This window comes from Acetomicrobium sp. S15 = DSM 107314 (genome assembly GCF_016125955.1).
GTDB lineage: Bacteria > Synergistota > Synergistia > Synergistales > Thermosynergistaceae > Thermosynergistes > Thermosynergistes pyruvativorans.
This window is the reverse complement of record NZ_JADEVE010000080.1, coordinates 1-20609: the sequence shown is the minus strand read 5'-3', so window position 1 is coordinate 20609 and position 20609 is coordinate 1. Positions and strand designations below refer to the sequence as shown.

Sequence of the window (20609 nt, the reverse complement as noted above, 5' to 3'; positions counted from 1 at the left end):
AGGATTAAAACATGGCTATCGATCTTTTTGAAACTCGCACGATGCTTCAGATGCTGGAGGAAATGAAGCCAGCCAGAACCTTCCTAAAGGAGCGCTTTTTCTCCAATATGCGGACATTCGATACGGAATATGTCGATATCGACATTATTAAGGGAAAGCGCAGGATGGCGCCCTTTGTCTCCCCCGTCATCGGCGGAAAGACTGTTGAGCGGCTCGGCTATAAGACCGAAACGTACAAACCGGTGCTGGTGGCTCCGGATATGATCACGACCGCTGAGGATCTATTGAAACGAGCTCCCGGATCCAACCTGTATGAACGGCAGAGTCCGGAAGAGCGAGCGGCCGAACAAATGGGAAGAGATATGGCAGAACTCGATGAGATGATCACGCGCAGGGAAGAATGGATGGTCGCTCAGGCTCTGTTCACGGGTTCAATTAGGATGACTGGCGAAGGTGTCGATCAATCGGTGAATTTCGGCTTGACCAATACTGAAATCCTTGAAGGCACGAGTATTTGGAGTGACAAGAGTAACTCGGATCCACTGAAGGATCTTCGTGGATGGCGTCGCGAAATCCTGAAATCGAGCGGCGTCAATCCTGACACGCTGATCCTCGGTTCGGATGTTGTAGATGCCTTCCTTGGCCACCCAATAGTGAAAGAAGACTTATCCACGAGACGGGTTGATCTTGGTGTCATAGATCCAACTCAAATGCCTGGAGGCGTGACCTATCTTGGATATTTGAAAGACGTCGGTTTAGACCTCTTTTCCTATGATGAATGGTATCTGGATGATAATGGCGTGGAACAGCCCATGGTCCCAACTAATAAGGTCTTGATAGGATCCACTCAAGCCAGGACCGATATGCTTTACGGAGCTGTTTTGGATGTAGAAATCGGCGCTATAGACCTTCCGAGGGTGCCCCGTACATGGGTGCAGAAGAAACCGAGCGCCAGGTTCCTGCAGCTATCTTCCAGGCCGTTGCCTGTCCCTGTGCAGATCGATGCCTTTTTCGTGGCGACCGTGCTTCCATAGGTGATCATCCATGGAAATCAGGGCGCTGAGCAGGGTTAAGGCGAACGGCGTCCGCTTCCTTCCCGGAGATCTTATTACGGGAATAGATGAAAAAATAGCGTCTCGGCTACTCGAAAAAGGAGCAGCCGAGCTTGTTTTTTCAGAATCCGAGGGAGAATTTGTCGGCTTTAAGGATGCCAAAGAGGTAAATGTCGAAGAAATCATAGACGAAACGCCGATGGACGTCGACGAGAAAAGAAAAGTCAACAATCAGGAAGAATCGAAAAGCAAAAGAGAAGTCTTGGAAGACGAATATCGAGCTCTCGGCGGCAGACCGAGCGATGGCTGGACGATAGAGAAATTGATGTCCAAACTGGAGGAGCGCAGGGGGCGCAATAAATGAGCTGGACAGGCGATTTCGCAGAGTCTATGGCTCTTATTGACCAAGCTCTTCTGAACCTATTCGGGGAAGCCATAGAGGTAGAAGGCAAAGAGATTTTGGCGGTGCTTGACGAGGACCTTTATAAAGAGCGCGCGGGACGAAGAAACAGCATCGACTATGCCGAGGGGGTTTGGCATGCGGGGACAGTGTTGATCTGCAAACTTGAGGATCTTGGATTTCGGCCAGAATATGGGGACCGTCTAATTGTTGATGGACACGATTGGACCGTAGCCGAATGTTTACAGGGAGAGGGATTGCTCGAGGTCACCTTGGAGGCGAACGAATCATGACGGGCCCCAGGTCAGGAAAAGGAGATGTCGTACTGTGGTCTTCCTCGTCCCATTACGAAGATATAAAGCGAGCGCAGGGGATTCTGGCATCCGTCAATGGGAATATCGATATGGTGCTATCTCGGGCGATAAATAAAGCGGTGCAAGGCGTAAAGGCCGAGGCAGTTCGTCAAACGACTGGGGAATATCATGTAAAGACATACGAAGTTCGTCAGCATATCGAGGAGAAGAAGGCAAGCCAGCATAGGCTCCAGGCATCGATTGTTGTCAGCGGTCGACCCATAGCAATGTCTAAATTCAAAATTTCACCGAGAACGGTTCCTAAACAGGCTGGGGTTAAAGTAAAAGATCGCAAAAAAATATCAGTAACTATCAAGCGATCGGGACCTACTACGCAATACAAACATGCCTTTCTGGCGAGATTTAGATCAGGTCATATTGGGCTTGTGGAACGCACAAATGAAACTACTATTCGTGGCAAAGCCAAACTCTCTCAGCTATATTCGCTTTCTATTCCGCAAATGGTTGGCCGTCCTCAAACAATCACGAGACTTAAAGAAGTCTCCGACGAACGACTCATGCAAGAGTTGAGACGCCAGGTCGACTTAATGTTGAAGAAGGGGGGCAAATAATGCTGCTTTTATGCGATGCGCTCAAAGAGCTCCTGCTGGAAGCGCTCGCGAATCTCGAACTGCCAGGCAAGGATGGGCCCGCCGTGCCAAATGTTATTGTAGGCTGGCTGCCACCACGGCGCGCCGGCGAGAAGGAAGGCGAGGAATTCCCCTTTGTGCGGATCCTGCCATTGGAAGGATTCGATCAACGGACCCAGGGGATCTGTACCGTGTCGATCCTGGTGGGCGCATGGGCCAACGATGCGGATGGTTGGCGGGATTGCGTCAATGTATTGCAGCGAATACGTTTGGCCTTAACTTCCACACCCGGACAGACCGTGGCGGGACGCTACAGGCTGGAGGAAGAACAGAACAAGCTGATCGAATGGCGGTTATATGAAGATCAGCCATATCCTCAATGGTTTGGTGAGCTTACGGCGCATTTTTCAATACCCGTAATGGTGCCTAATCTCTCCAGGGAGGAGGCAAGATTTTATGGCGAAGGGCAAAATTAAAAGTACCAGAACAGCCGAAATAAGAAGTATTAACAGCAGCACCGAACAGATAGTCTATATGGGCCCAGGCGTCCCGGCGTCGGGGCTTTACCGCGGAAGGGTTTTCAAGGGACCCCTCCCGGCGGAGGTAGACAAAATATTGAAAGAAAATCCATGGATGAAGGACCTTTTCGTCGAACCTAAAGATGTGGCAAAAGCACAGCAGGACCTCACGATAAAGAGTACGCTAATCCACAAACTGGCCGGGAAGGTTATCGAAATGAGAGGGGGTAGTGGTGCATGACTTATTTTCACGGGGTTCGATTCTCTGAAATCCCTACCTCGGTGATTCCTCCTGTCCGGCTCGACTCGCCGGCGGTGGTTGTTGGGACCGCGCCCATCCATATGAGCAAGGATGGCGTTGGCAAGACCAACTCGCTGGTCCTGTGTTATACGCTACAGGACGCGGTGAATGCGCTGGGGTATTCGTCTAATTGGGCGGACTACACGCTGTGCGAGGCGATGTACACGTTTTTCCAATTATACAGCGTTGCGCCCGTGGTGTTCATAAATGTGCTGGATCCGGCTGAACATAAGGAATCCGTGTCGAGTGAATCTGTGTCGCTCGATGCCGATGGTAAAGCGGTTCTGGCTTCGGAGGGAATTCTCGCCGGTACAGTAGTTGTAAAGGACGCGGTGGATGTCGCAACTTATATAGAGGATTTGGATTATATTCTGTCTTTTAGCGATGATGAAAAACTTGTCATAACACGCACGCCGGACAGCACGATTCCTGTAGAAGGGGATCTCAATGTGTCTTATGACAAATTAATGCCATCGATGGTGACGGCATCGGATATCGTCGGAGGCTATAATGCCACAACCGGGAAATATAGCGGCATAGAACTGATCGAGCAGGTATATCCATCGTTGCGTCTTATTCCTGGCACGCTGCTCGCGCCCGGCTGGAGTCACTTTCCCGAAGTAGCGGCGATCATGGGCGCCAAGGTGGACGGCATTAACGGAGTATTCAAAGCAATGACGCTTGCTGACGTTCCTGTCGATTCCGTGGCAACATATTCAGAGGTTCCAGATTGGAAGAACCAGAACAACTATATGCAGGAGAACCTTATCTGTTGCTGGCCCAAGGTCAAGCTGGGATCGTCCGTCTATCATATGAGTACCCATGTGGCCGCACTGATGATGCATACTGACGGAGATCATGAGGGAATACCCTACGTCTCTCCGTCAAATCAGGGGTTTCAGGCCGATGGCCTTACAATAGCCGGCCTCAACGAATCCGATGAGGTAAACCTTACATTGTCACAGGCTAACTATCTCAACAGCCAGGGCGTCGTGACGGGTCTTAATTTCGTTGGTGGCTGGCGGTGTTGGGGCAACAGAACAGCATGCTATCCAGCCGTTACCGATACAAAGGACGCGTTCATTCCAGTAAAACGGATGTTCTTTTGGAAGGGCAACCAGTTGGTATTGACATACTGGCAGAAGGTCGATGCTCCGACGAATATCAGGCTAATCCAAACCATTGTGGATAGCGAGAACATCAATCTCAATGGACTTGCCGCGAGGGGAATCCTCGTTGGGGAGAAGAACCGTGTCGAATTCAGGTCCGAGGATAATCCGGTTACGGATCTTTTGGATGGCATCATCAGATTCCGCTTATTTATGACCCCGCCTATCCCGGCCCGAGACATCGAATGGGAGCTCGAGTTCGACGTATCAAATCTCGAGAGCCTCTTCGTTTAGGAGATGAGAATAAATGAATAACATACCAGAAAAGTTGATAAATTTCCGGGTTTATCTGGATGGAACAGATCTTCTCGGGGTGGCAGACGTGGACCTACCAAACCTCGAGGGCTTGACCGACACTGTCAGGGGTGCAGGAATTGCTGGCGAAATAGATAGTCCGGCATTGGGACATTACTCTCCAATGACCTTAGGTCTCAACTGGCGGACAGTTACTGGACCCGTTACGCAACTCGCGGCTCCCAAAGCCCATCATCTTGACCTCAGGGGTTCTATCCAATTCTATGATGCCGGCACCGGGGAATATAATACAAAGTCGCTCAAAGTGGTTGTGAAGGCCGTACCAAAAACCACCAATCTCGGGAAACTCGATGTTGCAAAATCAGGCGATGTGGCGAACGAGTTCAGCATCAATTACATTAAAGTATGGTTTGATGACAAGGAGTCTGTCGAAATAGATCCGTTCAACTTCATTGCCAGGGTTAACGGAGAGGACTACCTGGCGTCAGTTCGCAGAGACCTCGGACTGGTTTAGGAGGCGACATCTTGAGCGAGAAACAAGAAACCCAGAAAGATCAGGAGCAGGTGAAAGATCTTAAGTCTACAAATGTGCCCGAGAGTAAAATAAATGATCCACAGCCCGAAGAGGCAGATCTTGAACATATGAAACTAACGAAATCGGTGGAATATGAAGGGGTCGTGTATGATCAGTTGGTTCTTAATTTCGATAGACTGACTGGAGCCGCGGTAACGAAGGCTGAGCGCTTGTTCAGGCTTAAAGTTCCTGATCACAATAACGTGCAGAATGCGATTCTGTCTGTGACCTATTGGCAGATTTTGGGCTCGATAGCTGCCGGAATCCCGTATGAAGTGGTGGAAAACATGAGCATGAAAGATTCTATCGAACTCGTTGGGAGATTGAAGCTTTTTTTCGAAGAATAGGTTGCGGAGGAGCGACCGCCCAGATACTTCGCTCAGCGGCGGTCGCATTTTACCAGATCTTCGGGGCTCCTGTGAATTACTGGATGCAAATACCCCTGGAGGAATTGGTCGAATGGGTAAAGGAACTCGAGAAAGGAGGTGGACGGCGTGGCAGGTAAGATCTTTCAGATAGCATTTGAAATTGGCGGGAAATTGCAACCTGGTTTCAGTAAGTCAATCCTCAATGCGTCGTCCAACCTTCATCAATTGGATAAACAGATATCAGGACTCGGAAAGATAAAAAGCGATATTACAGCCTTTAAGAGGTTACAGGGAGATATCGAGGGGACAAAGACATCTTTGGCAGCTGCGCGCGAAGAAGTGCGGCGTCTGGGCACGCAGATGAAATCGACAGATAAGCCCACGAAGGCTATGCAGCAAGCCTTTGGAGCCGCGCAAAAGCAAGTCAACCAGCTTGAAAACAAATTGTATTCACAGAGGTCGGAATTGAAAGAATTATCTGCAGAGCTTCGTAAGGCCGGTGTTTCGACGCGAAATTTTGCGAAAGCCCAAGAGGAGCTTGATAAAAGGATCGCGAGAGCTCAGGTGTTGAGCGGAAAGATACAGGCAAATCAAGCGGCGCAAGCAGCAAACCTGCAACAGCGACAGGCATACCGCAGCAGGATGCTGGGAGCTGCGGCGCTTGTGGGTACCCTCGCGGCACCTGTCTATGCTGCTATGAAAACACAAGAGGCAGAAATCAAGCTGTCAACGGTCATTAACGCAGATGACAAAGAAAAAGCAATGAAAGAAGCCCGATCGGTGGCCGAACAAATGGCAAAATCTGGGCTGACCGGGCTTGAAGAAGGATATAACATCCAATATGCGCTCAACAGTGCAGGTCTCGATGCTGAAGCGGCACGGACTGCTGCGTTAGTGGTTGCGAAGGTTGCGAAGGTAACGGCCGGTGTTCCTGAACAGGTTGGCGAGGTCATAGCAACGACATACAACAACTTGGGGAATCAGTTAAGCGGAAACACTCAAGAAAAGATGAGTCGCCTGGGGGATCTTCTGACGAAGGTCCAGTTCAAATACCAGATCAGGGATTTTGGCCAGCTGGGCGAGTCGCTCAAGGAAGGCGCCGCTGGTATGGCGAACTATAACGTAAACCTCGAACAGGGTGTCATGCTCTTGGGGCAACTAAATAGCGCAGGCCTCCAGGGTAGTCAGGCCGGTACCGCCCTGAATGCGGTATTAAGACAAATGTCGAAAGCTCAGGAAGCCTGGGGAATCGAAATTCAGAGGAACGATGACGGTCAGCTCGATATGATAGCCACGCTTCGAGAAATAGAGTCAGCACTTGAAGGTCTTGATTTCGATGAACGCGCCCAAGAGATACAGAAAGTCTTTGGAGATGAAGGAGCAAAAGGTATCGTTCCGCTGCTTAACAAATTGAATGAACTGCCCGGGGCCCTTAATGATGTTTCGGAAGGCTCTCGCGGACTCGTGGATGAAGAAGTCAAGAAGTTCCTCAAAAGCGCGAAGGCCCAGCTCGATGCCTTGCAAGGATCCGTAGTAGTTCTGGCGTCCAGTCTGGGGCGGGTCCTTTTGCCTGGAATCGCAAGTGTAGCCGGATCCGTAGCGAAAGGTGTTTCTGCCATCGCAGACTTGACAGAACGCTTTCCGAAGATAACGAAAGTCATCGTCGGAGCTGTTTCGGCTCTGGCTCTTATGAAAGTCGGCATGATCGGCCTTGGGTATGGATGGACCTTTGTGAAGGGTGGATTTCTGGCGGCGACTGGGATTTTCTATAACTTACGGGCAGCCTTATTGCTTGCTACCGGCGGCCAAAAAGCCCTCGTGGCAGCTCAGCTCGAAGGTACGGCAGCGGCCAAAGCAGTGACAAGGGCACAAATGTTATGGAATAAAGTTGTCGGCATGTTTAATGTCACAAAGCATGCTATAGCCATAGGCCTATTGAGGGCTAAAACATTGGCAATGGCTGCGGCCCAAAAGATTGCGGCTGCGGCCCAATGGGCATTTAACGCAGCCATGTCGGCAAACCCGATAGGATTGGTAATCGCAAGCATTGCAGCTCTCATAGTCATAGGAGTCGTTCTATATAAAAAATGGGATGTCGTGTCGGTTCGGATCGCAGGAGCCTGGGATTGGATCAAGGAGAAGGCCTCCAGTGTCGTGGGCTGGTTCGGTGGAATTCCAGAGATGATAGCTAATGCCCTCGCAGGCGTAGGAGAGATCATCTGGGGTCCATTCAAGGGTGCTCTCGACAAAATAGCCGGATTCCCTGATAAGATCAAGGGGATTTGGCAAGGCATAAAGAATGTGATCACAGGGAATTCTGATGTAGAAAAGGTCAATGGTTCCCCAAGATATCAGAGCGGCACAAAACCGAGCAAACACGGGCGTTTTGCACGTGGAGGCGTGGTATCAAACCCTACTTTAGGAATTTTTGGAGAGGCAGGAAAAGAATATCTAATCCCCGTCACATCTCCTAATGATAAGCTTGGGCGTGAATTGTGGGCCGCCGCCGGGCAAGATCTCGGCATTCTGGATCTGGCGCGCGAAGGCTTTCTCACAAATTCGATGTCGGCCACAAATAGGAATGAAATTCGAGTCAGTTATTCTCCTACGATTCAGGTGACCACCTCTGGGAATCCCCAAGAGATGGCAGTTGTAATAGATAAAACGCTGAAGGATGATCTGGATGCATTCATGGCCAAGCTCCAGCAAGCTCTAAACCAGGAAAGGAGGCTGGCGCTTGAGTAAATTAATAACAACGATCCAGGGTGACATGTGGGATAACGTCGCTAAAAGGGTCTGGGGTACTGAAAAAATGATGCATATACTTATCGCAGCCAACCCATCATATCGTCACATCCTGGTATTCCCTGCAGGGATCTCATTGGTCATTCCAGATATAGATATAGAACCGATATCGGCCCCTCCTCCATGGAGGCGATAGAGATGAAAGCAAGGCGGGCAAAGGTGACCCTGATTTATGAGGGCGTCGACATCTCAGCAGATGTGGCGCCCTTTTTGTTGTCCTTTTCTTTTTCGGATCATGCCGAAGATAAGGCTGATGATCTTCAGGTGACATTTCAAGACCGTGAAGGATTATGGAAAAGAGATTGGTATCCATCAAAAGGAGCAACAATGGTTGCGGCGATCGAAACGAAGGAATGGGAAGGCTCCTTGAGCCGCCTTCCTTGTGGAACCTTTTCGATTGACGAGATAGACGCTTCCGGATCTCCTGACACAGTGACGCTTAAGGGAGTGCCGGAGCTGGTGAAGACATCTCTCAGGCGGGAAAGGAAGACCAAAGCCTGGGAGGATATTTCGCTTTCTAAGATCGCCAGTGAGATTGCCGGAATCGCGGGTGTGGAATTGTTCTATGACGTCGATGAAGATCCTCAATATTCTCGTCGAGATCAACGAGAGCAGACGGACTTGGCATTTTTGAGGAATCTTTGCGATGATGCCGGATTGTCGTTGAAACTATCCAATGGCAGGCTGGTCATTTTTGATGCCGAAAAATATGAAGCTATGCCTCCTGTGGCGACGATTAAAAAAGGCGATATAAGCCGGTACTCATTCTCGAGCAAGTCGGCTGATATTTATAAGTCCTGTACTGTCAAGTATCACGATGCGGAAAAGAAAGAACTCCTATCTTACACTCACGTGCCAGATCCGGAACCAGAAGTGGGACAGGAACTGCAGATCCGCCGGCGAGTAGAATCTCTTGCTAATGCGGAATCCCTGGCCAGAAAAGAGCTCCGTAAAGCGAATCGCCACGAAGTAACCGGCAGCATGACAACGGCTGGCAATGTTCTATTGTCCGCGGGATTAAACGTGACCGTTTCCGGATTCGGAAGATTTGACGGGACCTATCATGTTGAAAAAGCAGTGCATTCGGTGAGCTCAGGTTCCGGTTATGAAACATCAATCGATATACGGAGAATCCTTGGCTATTAGGAGGGGTTTGGGTGATACGAATTGGAATAGTTAGCAGTATAGACGCCGAAAAGGGAACGGCGCGTGTCATCTTTGATGATCTGGATAACCTTGTCTCATATAACCTTCCTATACTCTTTCCGGCAACACTCAAGAACAAGGCATATCACATGCTGGACATTGGAGAGCATGTAGTTTGCGCCTTCTTGGATAACGGCTTGGAAAAGGGGGTCATTTTGGGCGCGATATACAGCGGGCCGGACGCCGTTCCCATTGCGGATAGCAATATCTGGCACCTGTCCATTCCCGGTGGGGCCGCGATTGAAATCAACAGAGCGACTCATGAGCTCGTCATAGTTGATTCGTTCGGGTCGCGAATTGTTTTTCGAGAAGGCGATATTCTGATCAAAGCAGCCAAAAATATCCATATTAATCCGTCGGACGCACCGATCCCTTCTCATCTTAACAATATATTCGAATAGGCAGGTGGGCATAATGCCGGCAGTTGCACGACTGGGAGATATATGCACGGGTCACGGCTGCTGGCCGCCGCGCCCCTCGATTGAAGGATCTCTGAATGTATTTGTCAATGATATTCCAGTGCATCGTCAGAGTGACGCCTGGGGACCTCACACTTGTCCTGATATTCCGGAAACTCATGGTTCGGTCCTGGCGGAAGGGTGGCCTACAGTGTTTGTGAACAATTTGGAGGTGGGATATATCGGGGCGCCAGTGGCATGCGGCTCTTTTATCGCGACTGGGAGTCCTGATGTTTTTGTAGGGGAGTGATCGCATGATAGGAACCCTTGGGCCTGTAGTATTCGAGACCTCGTCAGATAAGGTGCGAACATTTTTCGATTTCGTCAGATCTGGGGAAGCGAAATATGGCGAGCATAGCCGGATAGGGGAAAAGGATCTTCTGGAATTTCTTGGGCCAGGACTGGATACCGTCAAGTTTTCTATGAGATTCAATGTAGCATTGGGTGTTAATCCACGGCAGGAGATACAAAAGCTGCGGGAATTGCGAGATTCCGGAGCTGTCGAAACATTGATTCTGGCCGGCGCACCTTTGGGGAATTTTGTTGTAATGGCCCTGGAGGAAACATGGAGTCGCATTGACAACCTCGGAAATCTGCTGGTTGCTGATATCGCTATCACGGCAAAGGAGTATATCGATGGAACAATTAGTTCGAGCTGATATCCAGGCAATTTCGTTCCAGCCTAAATCCGTTGTGGACGAAGTGTTACAGAACGTAAGGACGATACTAACGACCATCCGGGGATCGGTGCCGCTTGATAGAGAATTTGGCATTGACGGCACGCTCATTGACCAGCCGACTCCCGTGGCGCGTGCCAAACTGACTGGCGAGATTGTGGCGGCTCTGAATCAATATGAGCCACGTGTAAAGGTGGTGAAAGTAACATTCACAGAAGACGGAGACGGACGGCTCATTCCGTCGATAAGGGTGAGGATCGATGAGTGATATCACGAAACTTCCGGAAATTTCGTTTTGCGAGACAGACACACGGATTGTTGAAGCGGAGGTTATCGCCAAATATGAATCGCTATCCGGACGAAGCCTGGCAGCCGGAGATCCAGTCCGCCTATTCCTTGAATCGGTTGCGGCAATTATTACCCAGCAGCGGGTATTGATCGATTTCGCGGCGAAGCAGAATCTGCTGGCTTATTCGTCTGGTGACTATTTGGATCATCTTGGAATCCTGTTAGGAGTCTATCGGCTTGAGGCTTCAGCCGCAAAGACAACGCTTAGATTTACATTGTCTGCTCCGCAAGAAAGAGAGGTGGTTATTCCGCAAGGAACCCGAGCAACACCTAATGGAACGCTCTTTTTCGCAACATCAGCACCTGCGATTGTTTTGGCTGGCAATATATCAATTGATGTTATGGCAGAATGTATGGAAGTAGGTTCAGTCGGCAATGGATATATCCCCGGGCAAATTAAAAAACTGGTCGATCCTATCCCTTATATCGAATCAGTTGTGAATATTGCAGAAACTATGGGAGGGAAAGAACAAGAAGAGGATGAATCTTTAAGAAATCGTATAAGATTGGCTCCCGAAACGTTTTCGACGGCGGGACCATATAAAGCGTATGAATACTGGGCTTTAGCTGCACATCAGGACATCAGTGACGTTAAGGTCTATTCGCCGGTACCTGGTCAAGTTAACATCTGCGCGTTAATGCAAGATGGAGAATTACCAAGTCAGGAAATATTATCGCTGATCGATGAGAGCTGTTCTGCCGATGACAAGCGACCTCTAACTGACTATGTGCATATACATGCTCCAGAACAAATCCCATATACTATCAATCTCACATTTTTTGTAAAAAAAAGCGACGCCACGATTTCAGCGATGATAGTAGATGCTGTCAATCAAGCCATACAGGAGTTTATATTATGGCAAAAAACAAAACTCGGGAGGGATATTAATCCCTCTGAATTGGTCCGACGTGTAATTGGTGCAGGCGCAAAAAGGGTCGAAATTATACAGCCGCAATTCAAAACACTTAATCCTTACCAGGTCGCCAAAGAATTAGCGATAATCATAAATTATGGCGGGATCGAAGATGACTGAGCTGGATAAGATCAGCCTACTTGAGATCCTTCCAGAAAGCCTGACGCACGATAAAGAAATCCAGAGCACTTCAGCCGCTTTGGACGTATCTTTTCGGGATGTTTTTTCGGAAACGCATAGATCGATTATTATCCCCGAAATTGATATATTAACGGGTAATGTATTGGATCTGCTCGCATGGCAGTTTCACGTAGACTTATATGACTCAGATTGGGATGACGAAACGAAGCGGAATATGATAATTCATTTTGTGGCTTGGCATCGATTGAAAGGAACAAAAACCGGCATTCTTAGTCTATTAAGTTCGTTGGGCTACAAAAACGTCGAATTATTCGAATATCATGAAGTTAGGCAAGCTTACATAAATGCTGGGATACTATTCGCCGACGGAACATGGGATGTAGCATATATTTCACCGCGAATTATCAGTAGAAGCATTGACGTGGCTGGGTTGCCGGACATTCCACATTGGGCCAACTTTTCTATAAAACTCGACTTGGCGGAGATGGCAAACCACAAATCGCTCAGCCAAATACGATGGGCAATAGAAGAGATGAAACCAGTTCGAGCCTGGCCATTGTATTTTTATGTTCTGGCCGCTGAGTTTAACATGCAAGTCTTCACGAAACTCATCATGGAAAGCTTGTATGCGCATATACAAGCAGAAGAATATTATCCGTGGTGCAGATTGATGATTGACGGCTCGTGGTTTGTCGGGCCCGATCCAAAGCCATACATGATCGATAAAAATGATGATTTAGTCGTCAACGGCTCCTGGAATGTTGGAGAATTGATATTCTTCAAGCCCATACAAACGATATACCCATGTATGGCACAAGGACATTTGATTGTTATCCCGCATATAGCAATCATTGGGCATCCTATGGCATTGGCCCAAGACGACAGGATGCCTCTGCGCGTCGACGGCTCATGGATTGTTGGGCATGCAAATATGATTAATGCCGTATCGCGAAATAGCGTGAGCTTTAATATATCCGCGAATTTACAAGAGCCACAATGGACCGAGACGCATAGGATGCAATGGGAGTGGGAATACGCAAAGACTCCACAAACCTTGGCCGATCTGCTCATCAATGGCCAGATTGCCGATGGTGCCTGGATTGTGGGGGCCTCACCGTTTGGGATAACCGCTAACGGGTCATGGTACGTAGGGCTTGATCCGCTCAGAAGTTTCGGGAATTTGTCAATCAATAGTCAGTATATTGCGCCGGTGGGAGGCATTCTGGTCGGATATGACAATGTTTCTATTGATGGTTCCTGGAACGTAGGTGATGCAGGACCAAGAGCCACGATGGAAATTATGCAATTATAGCGAGGAGGTGAAGATATGGCTGAGGCCGTGGTAATAAACCGGTTTAGGGAAAAAATAGCAAGGCACATGTATAACGAAAGCCCGCTACCCAGGATTAGATTCATGGCTTTTGGTGATGGGGGACATAATTCTGATTTGAGCCCTAAAGCCATGGACCCGGCGCGCGAAAGCCTTTATAACGAAAGGCTGAGAAAGGAACTCAACAATATAATGCAAGAAGATTCCATGAGCGTTACGGGTATTGGCAGGCTTGAAAGGGACGAGCTGGTCGGTGCACAAATATCGGAGATAGGGTTGTTGGACGCTAACGGAGACCTTATAGGATTTAGGTGCTTTTCCCCAAAAATCAAGGACGTGGATGAAACATATGAAGTAGAGTTAAAAATCAGATTCTAATGGAGGTGATTAGTAATGGCCTTGCCTCATAGCACTATAGGGAGACACCCGGATCAGTTCCCAGCTATTCCGTCGGCATGGAATGAAAAATATGACAAGATAGATGCAAATTTCAATAACGTGGACACAAGATTGTCCGGGTGCGAAACAGAAATCAGTGAAGCCAAGGGGGATAAGCCTACCTTAGCGGAAATGATGAATTATCTGGAGCAGCAAGTGGAAGGCATTAGTTCTGATATGCAAAATACTGTCATATCCTCCCTGCTTCAGGCTATCGATTTAGGTGGATTGGCGAATAGAGAACTCGTAAAGACCCTTTCTATGCGGTTTCAATCGGGGACAATTACCATCTCGAACAAAGGTGTAATAACTGGTTGCACAATAGAGAAATCAACATCTGCGACTCGAAATATCAATCTTAAGGAAGGAACTATCTTTGTTGGGGGAATGTTAGTCCCAATAAGCGAAGAAACGAATGGCGCAGCGATCCCGAGTAACTATTCTGGATTAGACAAGATTTGTTATATATATCTTGGTTTGGGCTCAAGAGGCTGGGAAGCGTTTTGCACAGATTTAGGTGGCAGCATTCCAGACAATGGAGTTCCCTTATATAGAATAACTGTGCCTGCGGGCAGTACGGAAGCTGTTGATCCCTATCTCGAAAACATAATTCTAACAGATATTCGTAGAATAGAGCCAAATGCTCCAAAAACCTTTCTGAATGCCCCCTTCGTTTATGTAGCGCTACCTTTCAATGTGCTGGGCAACGATTATTCTGTCGATCTCGACGTTATTGATTTTGATGGAGGTGGATATCAGCTTGGATACATATACGCCGATGAACGAGCTTCAAATGGATTCAAAGTCTGCGCAAATGGCATGGCTGATAACATTGAAATTAGATGGACTATCAGGAAACTGAATTTATAGGGCGCTATATATAAGGGTGGTGAAAATATGATTGTAAAAAAGATTCAGCCTGAACCACATGTCGAATGGACAATTGATGGAACGATTCTATTTATTGGCGACATAGCGCTCGATCTTGAATCAGAGCAAAAAGACAGTCAAGTAATAATCGACATTTGCACGAGGGGCGAAGACCTTGTTATTGGTCTTGGCGACAGATATGTTGCATCTATTTTGATTCCGCCGGCAAGATATGAAATGGTCGATTCTGGAGAAATAGATGAACATGAAAATCCTGTTTTTCTAAGACGAAAACTCCCGATCGACCTTGAAGCCGTAGAGCTTGTTTTATGGAGATATGAAGAAGCCGAAAAGGAGGTAGTGTGAGATGCCTATTATTTTCACGAAGGATACTCTGAGGTCGTCTGTCGAAGCTGCTACGGGTGGGCAGGTGACGGTATTGTACGATGATATGGGATACCCGAGCTATATGGTGAGAATTCCTAAATTCAACCTCGAGGATATCGACCCCGTCTATGGAAGTGGCGTACATCCAGCTTTTAAAACAGGAGGAATAGAAAAACCGGAGATCTTCATCGGTGCATATCAGAGCAAGGTCTATGATGGCAGAGCATGTTCGTTGCCAAACGTGGATCCGACGACATACATAAATTATGATAATGCTAAGGCCGCATGTAACGCCAAAGGTGGCGGATGGCATTTAATGACTAATTGGGAGTGGGCTGCCATTGCGTTGTGGTGCATCAAGAATAATTTTCAACCTCGTGGGAATACGAATTATGGAAGGTCTCATGAGGCAACCTACGAAACTGGAAGGAGGCAAGATGGTAGAACTCCTGGAAATACCACAGGAGAGGCCAGAATCCTGGCAGGATCGGGCCCGGCGGCATGGAGGCACAATAACACATTCGCCGGAATCGCTGATATGGTGGGAAATGTCTCGGAGTGGGTAGGGGGCCTGAAATTAGTTGATGGGAAAATCTACATGCCTTCCGATAACAATTTAAATATGCTTGAAGAAGATTGGCCGGATACAAACGTTCGATTTAACTCATCGGCATCAGGCGATGAAAGCAGTAGTGGAGATATAGGAGACCCAATAATTTCAGATGCCATAACTGCTTATGCCGGGCCTGTGGGAAATGATTCAAACAACTATGGATATACATATATTACCAATTGGAAAAATCTGACCAAAAAAGCTGATTATACGATACCATCGCTGATGCTGCAGGCCGCTATCGCGCCTATTACATTGGCAGATGGCACATATTCGATGGATCCTAAGGGTGCCTTATGGGTACGGAATTATGGATCCCGATTTCCGCTCCGTGGCGGGAGCTGGCTCTACGGCTCGAATGCCGGTCTGTTTGCTCTTTACATGTACTACTCCCGCTCGAGCTCGCCCTACCACATTGGGTTCCGTGTGGCTTTTGTTGGGTAATCTGAGCCCTGGAAATTGAGATCTGCTTGACGGGCGGAAGCCTGTCAAGCTCTTTTTTCTTGTTCTTTCCGGAGGTGGACGTTGGGCAACGAATTGAAAATCCTACAAAAAACTTATGACATGATCCAGTATGGATATATTTGCTTACGACAATATCCTAAAAGTGAAAGACATACTCTGGCTGCTGAAACTAAACTTGCGATGTTTAAGCTACTTGAGGCTATTATAACAGCTAATAAGCATTACTACAAAATAAAAGCTATACAAGTAGCCGATGTTCAACTGAATATCCTGCATTATTATGTTCGACTGGCCAAGGATTTACAATTTCTGCCCGTAAAAAAATACGAAAACTGGTCGAAAATGTCTTCGGAAATTGGAAGAATGATAGGTGGTTGGTTAAAATCGGCCAGACAGATTTCTGGGGGTAGGCCGTAAACTCAGGAGATTTCCGCTCCGTGGCGGGAACTGGAACAACGGCTCGAATGCCGGTCTGTTTGCTCTTAACTTGAACAACTCCCGCTCGAACTCGAACAACAACATTGGGTTCCGTGTGGCTTCGCCCTATTGCCAGAAACCATGGACTCAAGGGTTCATGGCCGGAGCTTAGGGACAAAGGGGCTTTCCTCCATGTCGACCCAGTTAACGAGGGCGGCAAAAAATTGAAATGCCGGGTAGGCAGTTAGTAGCCAATAAAGCGAAAGTTGTCATGCCCGGCAATATTTTTGAGCATGATAAGGCAGAATGAAAAAGAAATGAAGAAACTTAAACAATTATATCCAAAAATCTATGCTTTCGAAAATCTTCTCGGAGCATATGTCAATGCTCGCAAATGCAAAAGGTTCAGAAATGAAGTAATGGCCTTCACGGACAATCTGGAAGAAAATCTTATTTGCATCCAAGAGGATCTCATGCAAAAAACCTATAGGGTTGGGAAATATAAGGAATTTTTTGTTTATGATCCTAAAATGCGCCTGATTATGGCGCTACCCTTCAGAGATAGAGTGGTGCAATGGGCTATCTATAGGGTCCTAAACCCACTCTTGGATAAGCGTTATATCTATGACAGTTATGCTTGCAGGATCGGTTACGGAATCCATAGAGCCACTGATAGGCTACAGTATTGGCTTCGATATTTATCGAGAAAACATAAAAGAGTTTATGCCCTTAAGCTGGATATCAGCAAATATTTTTATAGGATCGACCATGATGTGTTAATGGAAATACTTAGCCGCATAATTGCTGACAAAGACCTCTTGTGGCTTTTGGAGAGGATTATTAGATCAGAGAACACAAAATTCGGTATATCGCTCGGAGATCATTGCTTCAATAACGAAAGACTTAGCAAGATAGGAATGCCTATAGGCAACCTTACAAGCCAAATGTTCGCAAATCTTTATCTTAACGAGCTTGATCAATACGCAAAGCACGAATTGAAGACACAATATTACATTCGCTATATGGATGATATTATTATCTTGCATCCTGACAAAATACATCTGCAATATATAAAAACTAAAATAGATTTATTTATAAACAATCAATTACATTTAAGCCTTAACAACAAAACCTCTATTCACATTGTGAACCAAGGCATTGATTTTTGCGGCTATAGAGTATGGGCAACCCATAAAAAACTACGTAAAAAAACAGCCTTAAAGATGAAACGACGTCTAAAGGCTCTACAACGCGCATATGCTCAATGGAGAATCAACTTCACTGAAGTTAATGCGAGTGTACAATCATATTTCGGATTATTAAAACATTGTGATAGTTATAACTTAAGGGTTAAGTTATGCAGTGATATGGTTTTTAGGCGAGAAAATAATGAATAACTAAAATAGGTACCATAAAAGGCTCAACCTTCAAATAATATTAGAATGCATAGAGGTCAAGTCAACATCAGATAACAAGTTGAGAGAGTGGTAATAAAAGGGCGGTGAAATCAATGAGATTTGAGGATGTATTTCGAATCGTTCTGAATGTCGAAGGAGGATACAGTAACAACCCTGACGATAGGGGTGGCGAAACCAACCTTGGTGTGACGGAAGGAACGTTGCGATCCGCTCAAGCGAAAGGGTGGGTGTCAAAGGACATAACTATCAAAACCCTGAAAACAGAACATGCCAGAATCATTTATAAAAAGGGTTATTGGGATCCAATTCGAGGAGACCTTCTTCCGGAACCGCTTGATTTGATTCTCTTCGATTGCGCGATCAACCACGGGCCAGGCGGAGCCGTGAAACTTCTTCAGGAAGCCTTGAACTCGATACTCGTCGGGACGCCGCTCGTCGTCGATGGTGCATTGGGTCCGAAAACGTTTGCCGCCCTGGTGGAGCTCCTTGAGATCGACAAGCGCCTTACGGACGAGAACCCGAACGTCGAGCCACATTTTCTGCTCCGATACCTGTGTGTCGATGTCCTCATGAACCGAACCGAGTTGTTCGATTGGCTTGTGGACCGTAACGAGTCTCAGCAGAAATTTCTGAGAGGCTGGATCCATCAGCGCGTTGTCCGGCTCGCCGAAAAAGCGGGGCTTGAGCAATGATGGCGCGTACGACAGAAGATATCCTGCAGGATATTTTGAAGGAACTTCAGGGCATGAATGAGCGTCTTTGGGTACTCGAGACTCAGACAACCGAACGACAGGAACTTTGCAGGTTACATGAAAAGCAATTGATTCAATATGATAAACGTCTTAGTGGACTCGAACAAGCAAATGCCAGGAGAGAGGATTTACCGAAGGCTGTTTCTGAGCTTTCCAAGGATTTAAAGGATCTTCGGAGCGATGTATCGGCTTTACAGGGCAGTTGGAAAACTTGGATCGCTATCATAAGCGCTACATCTGGTTTTATCGGCGGCCTTATCGGGGCTCTCATCAGAAGAGGAGGCGTATAGTATGGCTTCTCTACTTGAACATATTCCGGCGATCGGCGAAATCATTGATCGGGTCCTGCCGGATCCGAAACAGAAAGAGCAATTGAAATACGAGCTTGCAAAGCTCCAAGCAGACGAAAACATTGCCAGAATGGGCATTTTGCAATCAATGTTCCGGCATGAGAGCCTTTTTGTGGCTGGGGGGATTCCCAGCCTTATTTGGATAGGAGTGCTTTCATTGCTGAATAATTATATTCTTATGCCCTGGGCCGCCGCCTTTGGGCTTAAGGCTCCAGCAGTAGATTTGCCGGAAGCATATTGGACCCTGCTCGGATTTATTATAACGGGTCTTTTTGGTAAGAAATTGGTAGATAATAATGCATGGTTCTGGAAGGGCAAATTAGTCTCTCCCTCCAAGAAATCACTTGAAGCATCGGTTTTAACTGGCACGACTCCGGTGGAGAAGGCACTTGAGCAGGAAAGCGCAGAGGATTATGTCGAACGACGGCTGGCAGAACTCAAAGCCGAGATGCAAAAAAAGGAAGGGTAAAATAATGTTTCATGCTTTTTCCATATTTGGACTTTTATTTTGCCTACAAGAAGTGTAAGATTTGAACAGTGCCGAGGAGGACAAATATGGACAGTTATTCGAACCTTTGTAGATGCTCTCAGATGCAATTGTTTTGCCTCTCAAGGCATAAATGCCCTATGTGTTTTAATGAGTGCCATAGGACGCATATAAACCTATCCGCCAAAATATCGGTCCTATGAGATATATGGGCACAAAAACGGGCACAAGATCCAGAAAGCCCTTTATATTAGCTAAGGCGATTCCCCGCGCCTCCACCAGGTTTTGATCCGCTGCTGTTTTGGGTTTAAGGATTACCAGGACAGCAGCGGATTTTTTCATGTCCCTGATGCTCTATATGGTTTTTGTTTCCAATGCCGGATCCGGTAAAGGTTATCCCAAATCCGCAGGTTCGTATTCCACAAAGGAAAGTAGGGCATTCTCAAGCGTAAAAGACATACTTTTTCGCCCTCTGGGCATTCTCAGAGCTTGGGGGTCATACTTCTATCATTCATGGGCAAAGAAATATCTGCACGGAAACGCAGCCCGTGCCTTTTCTTGGGCTATAGACACAGAAAATGAGGCATGTTAGGTTTCAGGTTCGGGCAGTCCTTTTAACCTTTCAAGCGCTCCTGCGAGCAACCCTCCTCCGTAATCTCTCTCCCAAAGCTTAAGCACGATTCGTCTTCTGTGACTTACTATCTTACCCGCCATCGTGTAGATCAAAAAACGCAGCGTGTGTAGTAACCCCCTCCTGTCAAGACACTTTTGCCTTCAAAAATGAGTAGAGGTTACGCTACTACTTTAGCAGTTATATTTTCATAGTACAGTTAGCATCTGAAGGGGGGTAAACAAGGTGGGATACGGAGAAGTTATACGCTCAGCACGCAAGCGTAAGCACCTTACACAAGAACAACTTGCAGAAAAGATATGTGTATCGCGGTCAGCAATAT

The 20609-nt window shown here is 47.2% G+C and carries 28 protein-coding genes; all 28 read left to right on the top strand.

Going from position 1 to position 20609, the window contains the following annotated elements:
• Positions 1-11 precede the first annotated feature (11 nt).
• Positions 12-1034 (top strand): major capsid protein, encoded by a 1023-nt coding sequence (locus EZM41_RS02245; protein WP_198468995.1) that lies wholly within the window; start codon positions 12-14, stop codon positions 1032-1034.
• Between the two features lie 10 nt (positions 1035-1044).
• Positions 1045-1416 (top strand): hypothetical protein, encoded by a 372-nt coding sequence (locus tag EZM41_RS02240; protein ID WP_198468993.1) that lies wholly within the window; start codon positions 1045-1047, stop codon positions 1414-1416.
• A complete protein-coding gene (locus EZM41_RS02235; protein ID WP_198468991.1) occupies positions 1413-1745 on the top strand; it encodes a hypothetical protein in 333 nt (110 codons plus the stop codon). The genes EZM41_RS02240 and EZM41_RS02235 overlap by 4 nt, the downstream gene beginning before the upstream one ends.
• The gene (locus tag EZM41_RS02230) at positions 1742-2377 is read left to right on the top strand and encodes a phage tail protein (protein ID WP_198468989.1); all 636 of its coding nucleotides are present in this window, start codon (positions 1742-1744) and stop codon (positions 2375-2377) included. The genes EZM41_RS02235 and EZM41_RS02230 overlap by 4 nt, the downstream gene beginning before the upstream one ends.
• On the top strand, positions 2377-2871 hold the full coding sequence (locus EZM41_RS02225; RefSeq protein ID WP_198468987.1) for a hypothetical protein: 495 nt from the start codon (positions 2377-2379) through the stop codon (positions 2869-2871). Before EZM41_RS02230 ends, EZM41_RS02225 begins: the two co-directional genes overlap by 1 nt.
• The gene (locus EZM41_RS02220; protein ID WP_198468985.1) at positions 2852-3154 is read left to right on the top strand and encodes a hypothetical protein; all 303 of its coding nucleotides are present in this window, start codon (positions 2852-2854) and stop codon (positions 3152-3154) included. The genes EZM41_RS02225 and EZM41_RS02220 overlap by 20 nt, the downstream gene beginning before the upstream one ends.
• Entirely contained in the window at positions 3151-4617 is a 1467-nt protein-coding gene (locus EZM41_RS02215; protein WP_198468983.1) for a phage tail sheath family protein, read from the top strand. The genes EZM41_RS02220 and EZM41_RS02215 overlap by 4 nt, the downstream gene beginning before the upstream one ends.
• A gap of 13 nt (positions 4618-4630) precedes the next feature.
• The gene (locus EZM41_RS02210; protein ID WP_198468981.1) at positions 4631-5152 is read left to right on the top strand and encodes a phage major tail tube protein; all 522 of its coding nucleotides are present in this window, start codon (positions 4631-4633) and stop codon (positions 5150-5152) included.
• Positions 5153-5163: 11 nt separating this feature from the next.
• Complete coding sequence (locus EZM41_RS02205) at positions 5164-5559, top strand: hypothetical protein (RefSeq protein WP_198468979.1); 396 nt, start codon at positions 5164-5166, stop codon at positions 5557-5559.
• 147 nt (positions 5560-5706) lie between these two features.
• Positions 5707-8325, top strand: a complete 2619-nt coding sequence (locus EZM41_RS02200) for a phage tail tape measure protein (RefSeq protein WP_198468977.1) — start codon at positions 5707-5709, stop codon at positions 8323-8325.
• Positions 8318-8521, top strand: coding sequence for a tail protein X (locus EZM41_RS14525; RefSeq protein ID WP_198468975.1), 204 nt, complete (start codon positions 8318-8320; stop codon positions 8519-8521). Before EZM41_RS02200 ends, EZM41_RS14525 begins: the two co-directional genes overlap by 8 nt.
• A gap of 2 nt (positions 8522-8523) precedes the next feature.
• Positions 8524-9531 carry a phage late control D family protein gene (locus EZM41_RS02190; RefSeq protein ID WP_198468973.1) on the top strand — a complete coding sequence of 336 codons (1008 nt, stop codon included), beginning with the start codon at positions 8524-8526 and terminating at the stop codon, positions 9529-9531.
• Between the two features lie 11 nt (positions 9532-9542).
• The gene (locus tag EZM41_RS02185; protein ID WP_198468971.1) at positions 9543-9992 is read left to right on the top strand and encodes a phage baseplate assembly protein V; all 450 of its coding nucleotides are present in this window, start codon (positions 9543-9545) and stop codon (positions 9990-9992) included.
• A 13-nt stretch (positions 9993-10005) separates the two neighbouring features.
• Positions 10006-10299 (top strand): PAAR domain-containing protein, encoded by a 294-nt coding sequence (locus EZM41_RS14520; protein ID WP_198468969.1) that lies wholly within the window; start codon positions 10006-10008, stop codon positions 10297-10299.
• Positions 10300-10303: 4 nt separating this feature from the next.
• Positions 10304-10708, top strand: coding sequence for a phage tail protein (locus EZM41_RS02175; RefSeq protein WP_198468967.1), 405 nt, complete (start codon positions 10304-10306; stop codon positions 10706-10708).
• 43 nt (positions 10709-10751) lie between these two features.
• Entirely contained in the window at positions 10752-10994 is a 243-nt protein-coding gene (locus tag EZM41_RS02170) for a GPW/gp25 family protein (protein ID WP_342449203.1), read from the top strand.
• Entirely contained in the window at positions 10987-12108 is a 1122-nt protein-coding gene (locus tag EZM41_RS02165; protein WP_198468963.1) for a baseplate assembly protein, read from the top strand. Before EZM41_RS02170 ends, EZM41_RS02165 begins: the two co-directional genes overlap by 8 nt.
• Complete coding sequence (locus tag EZM41_RS02160; RefSeq protein ID WP_198468961.1) at positions 12101-13441, top strand: phage tail protein I; 1341 nt, start codon at positions 12101-12103, stop codon at positions 13439-13441. Before EZM41_RS02165 ends, EZM41_RS02160 begins: the two co-directional genes overlap by 8 nt.
• A 15-nt stretch (positions 13442-13456) precedes the next feature.
• The gene (locus EZM41_RS02155; protein WP_198468959.1) at positions 13457-13837 is read left to right on the top strand and encodes a phage tail protein; all 381 of its coding nucleotides are present in this window, start codon (positions 13457-13459) and stop codon (positions 13835-13837) included.
• 15 nt (positions 13838-13852) lie between these two features.
• The gene (locus EZM41_RS02150; RefSeq protein WP_198468957.1) at positions 13853-14767 is read left to right on the top strand and encodes a hypothetical protein; all 915 of its coding nucleotides are present in this window, start codon (positions 13853-13855) and stop codon (positions 14765-14767) included.
• Between the two features lie 27 nt (positions 14768-14794).
• On the top strand, positions 14795-15133 hold the full coding sequence (locus EZM41_RS02145; protein ID WP_198468955.1) for a hypothetical protein: 339 nt from the start codon (positions 14795-14797) through the stop codon (positions 15131-15133).
• Position 15134: 1 nt separating this feature from the next.
• Positions 15135-16211 (top strand): SUMF1/EgtB/PvdO family nonheme iron enzyme, encoded by a 1077-nt coding sequence (locus EZM41_RS02140; RefSeq protein ID WP_198468953.1) that lies wholly within the window; start codon positions 15135-15137, stop codon positions 16209-16211.
• Between the two features lie 81 nt (positions 16212-16292).
• Positions 16293-16649, top strand: coding sequence for a diversity-generating retroelement protein Avd (avd, locus tag EZM41_RS02135; protein WP_198468943.1), 357 nt, complete (start codon positions 16293-16295; stop codon positions 16647-16649).
• A gap of 317 nt (positions 16650-16966) precedes the next feature.
• Positions 16967-18046, top strand: coding sequence for a reverse transcriptase/maturase family protein (locus EZM41_RS02130; RefSeq protein ID WP_198468941.1), 1080 nt, complete (start codon positions 16967-16969; stop codon positions 18044-18046).
• Between the two features lie 113 nt (positions 18047-18159).
• Positions 18160-18759 (top strand): glycoside hydrolase family 108 protein, encoded by a 600-nt coding sequence (locus EZM41_RS02125; RefSeq protein WP_198468939.1) that lies wholly within the window; start codon positions 18160-18162, stop codon positions 18757-18759.
• The gene (locus EZM41_RS02120) at positions 18756-19109 is read left to right on the top strand and encodes a hypothetical protein (protein ID WP_198468937.1); all 354 of its coding nucleotides are present in this window, start codon (positions 18756-18758) and stop codon (positions 19107-19109) included. Before EZM41_RS02125 ends, EZM41_RS02120 begins: the two co-directional genes overlap by 4 nt.
• A gap of 1 nt (position 19110) precedes the next feature.
• A complete protein-coding gene (locus EZM41_RS02115; protein ID WP_198468935.1) occupies positions 19111-19638 on the top strand; it encodes a 3TM-type holin in 528 nt (175 codons plus the stop codon).
• An 874-nt stretch (positions 19639-20512) separates the two neighbouring features.
• The coding region (locus EZM41_RS14515; protein WP_198468930.1) for a helix-turn-helix domain-containing protein at positions 20513-20609 on the top strand (97 nt) is incomplete at its 3' end.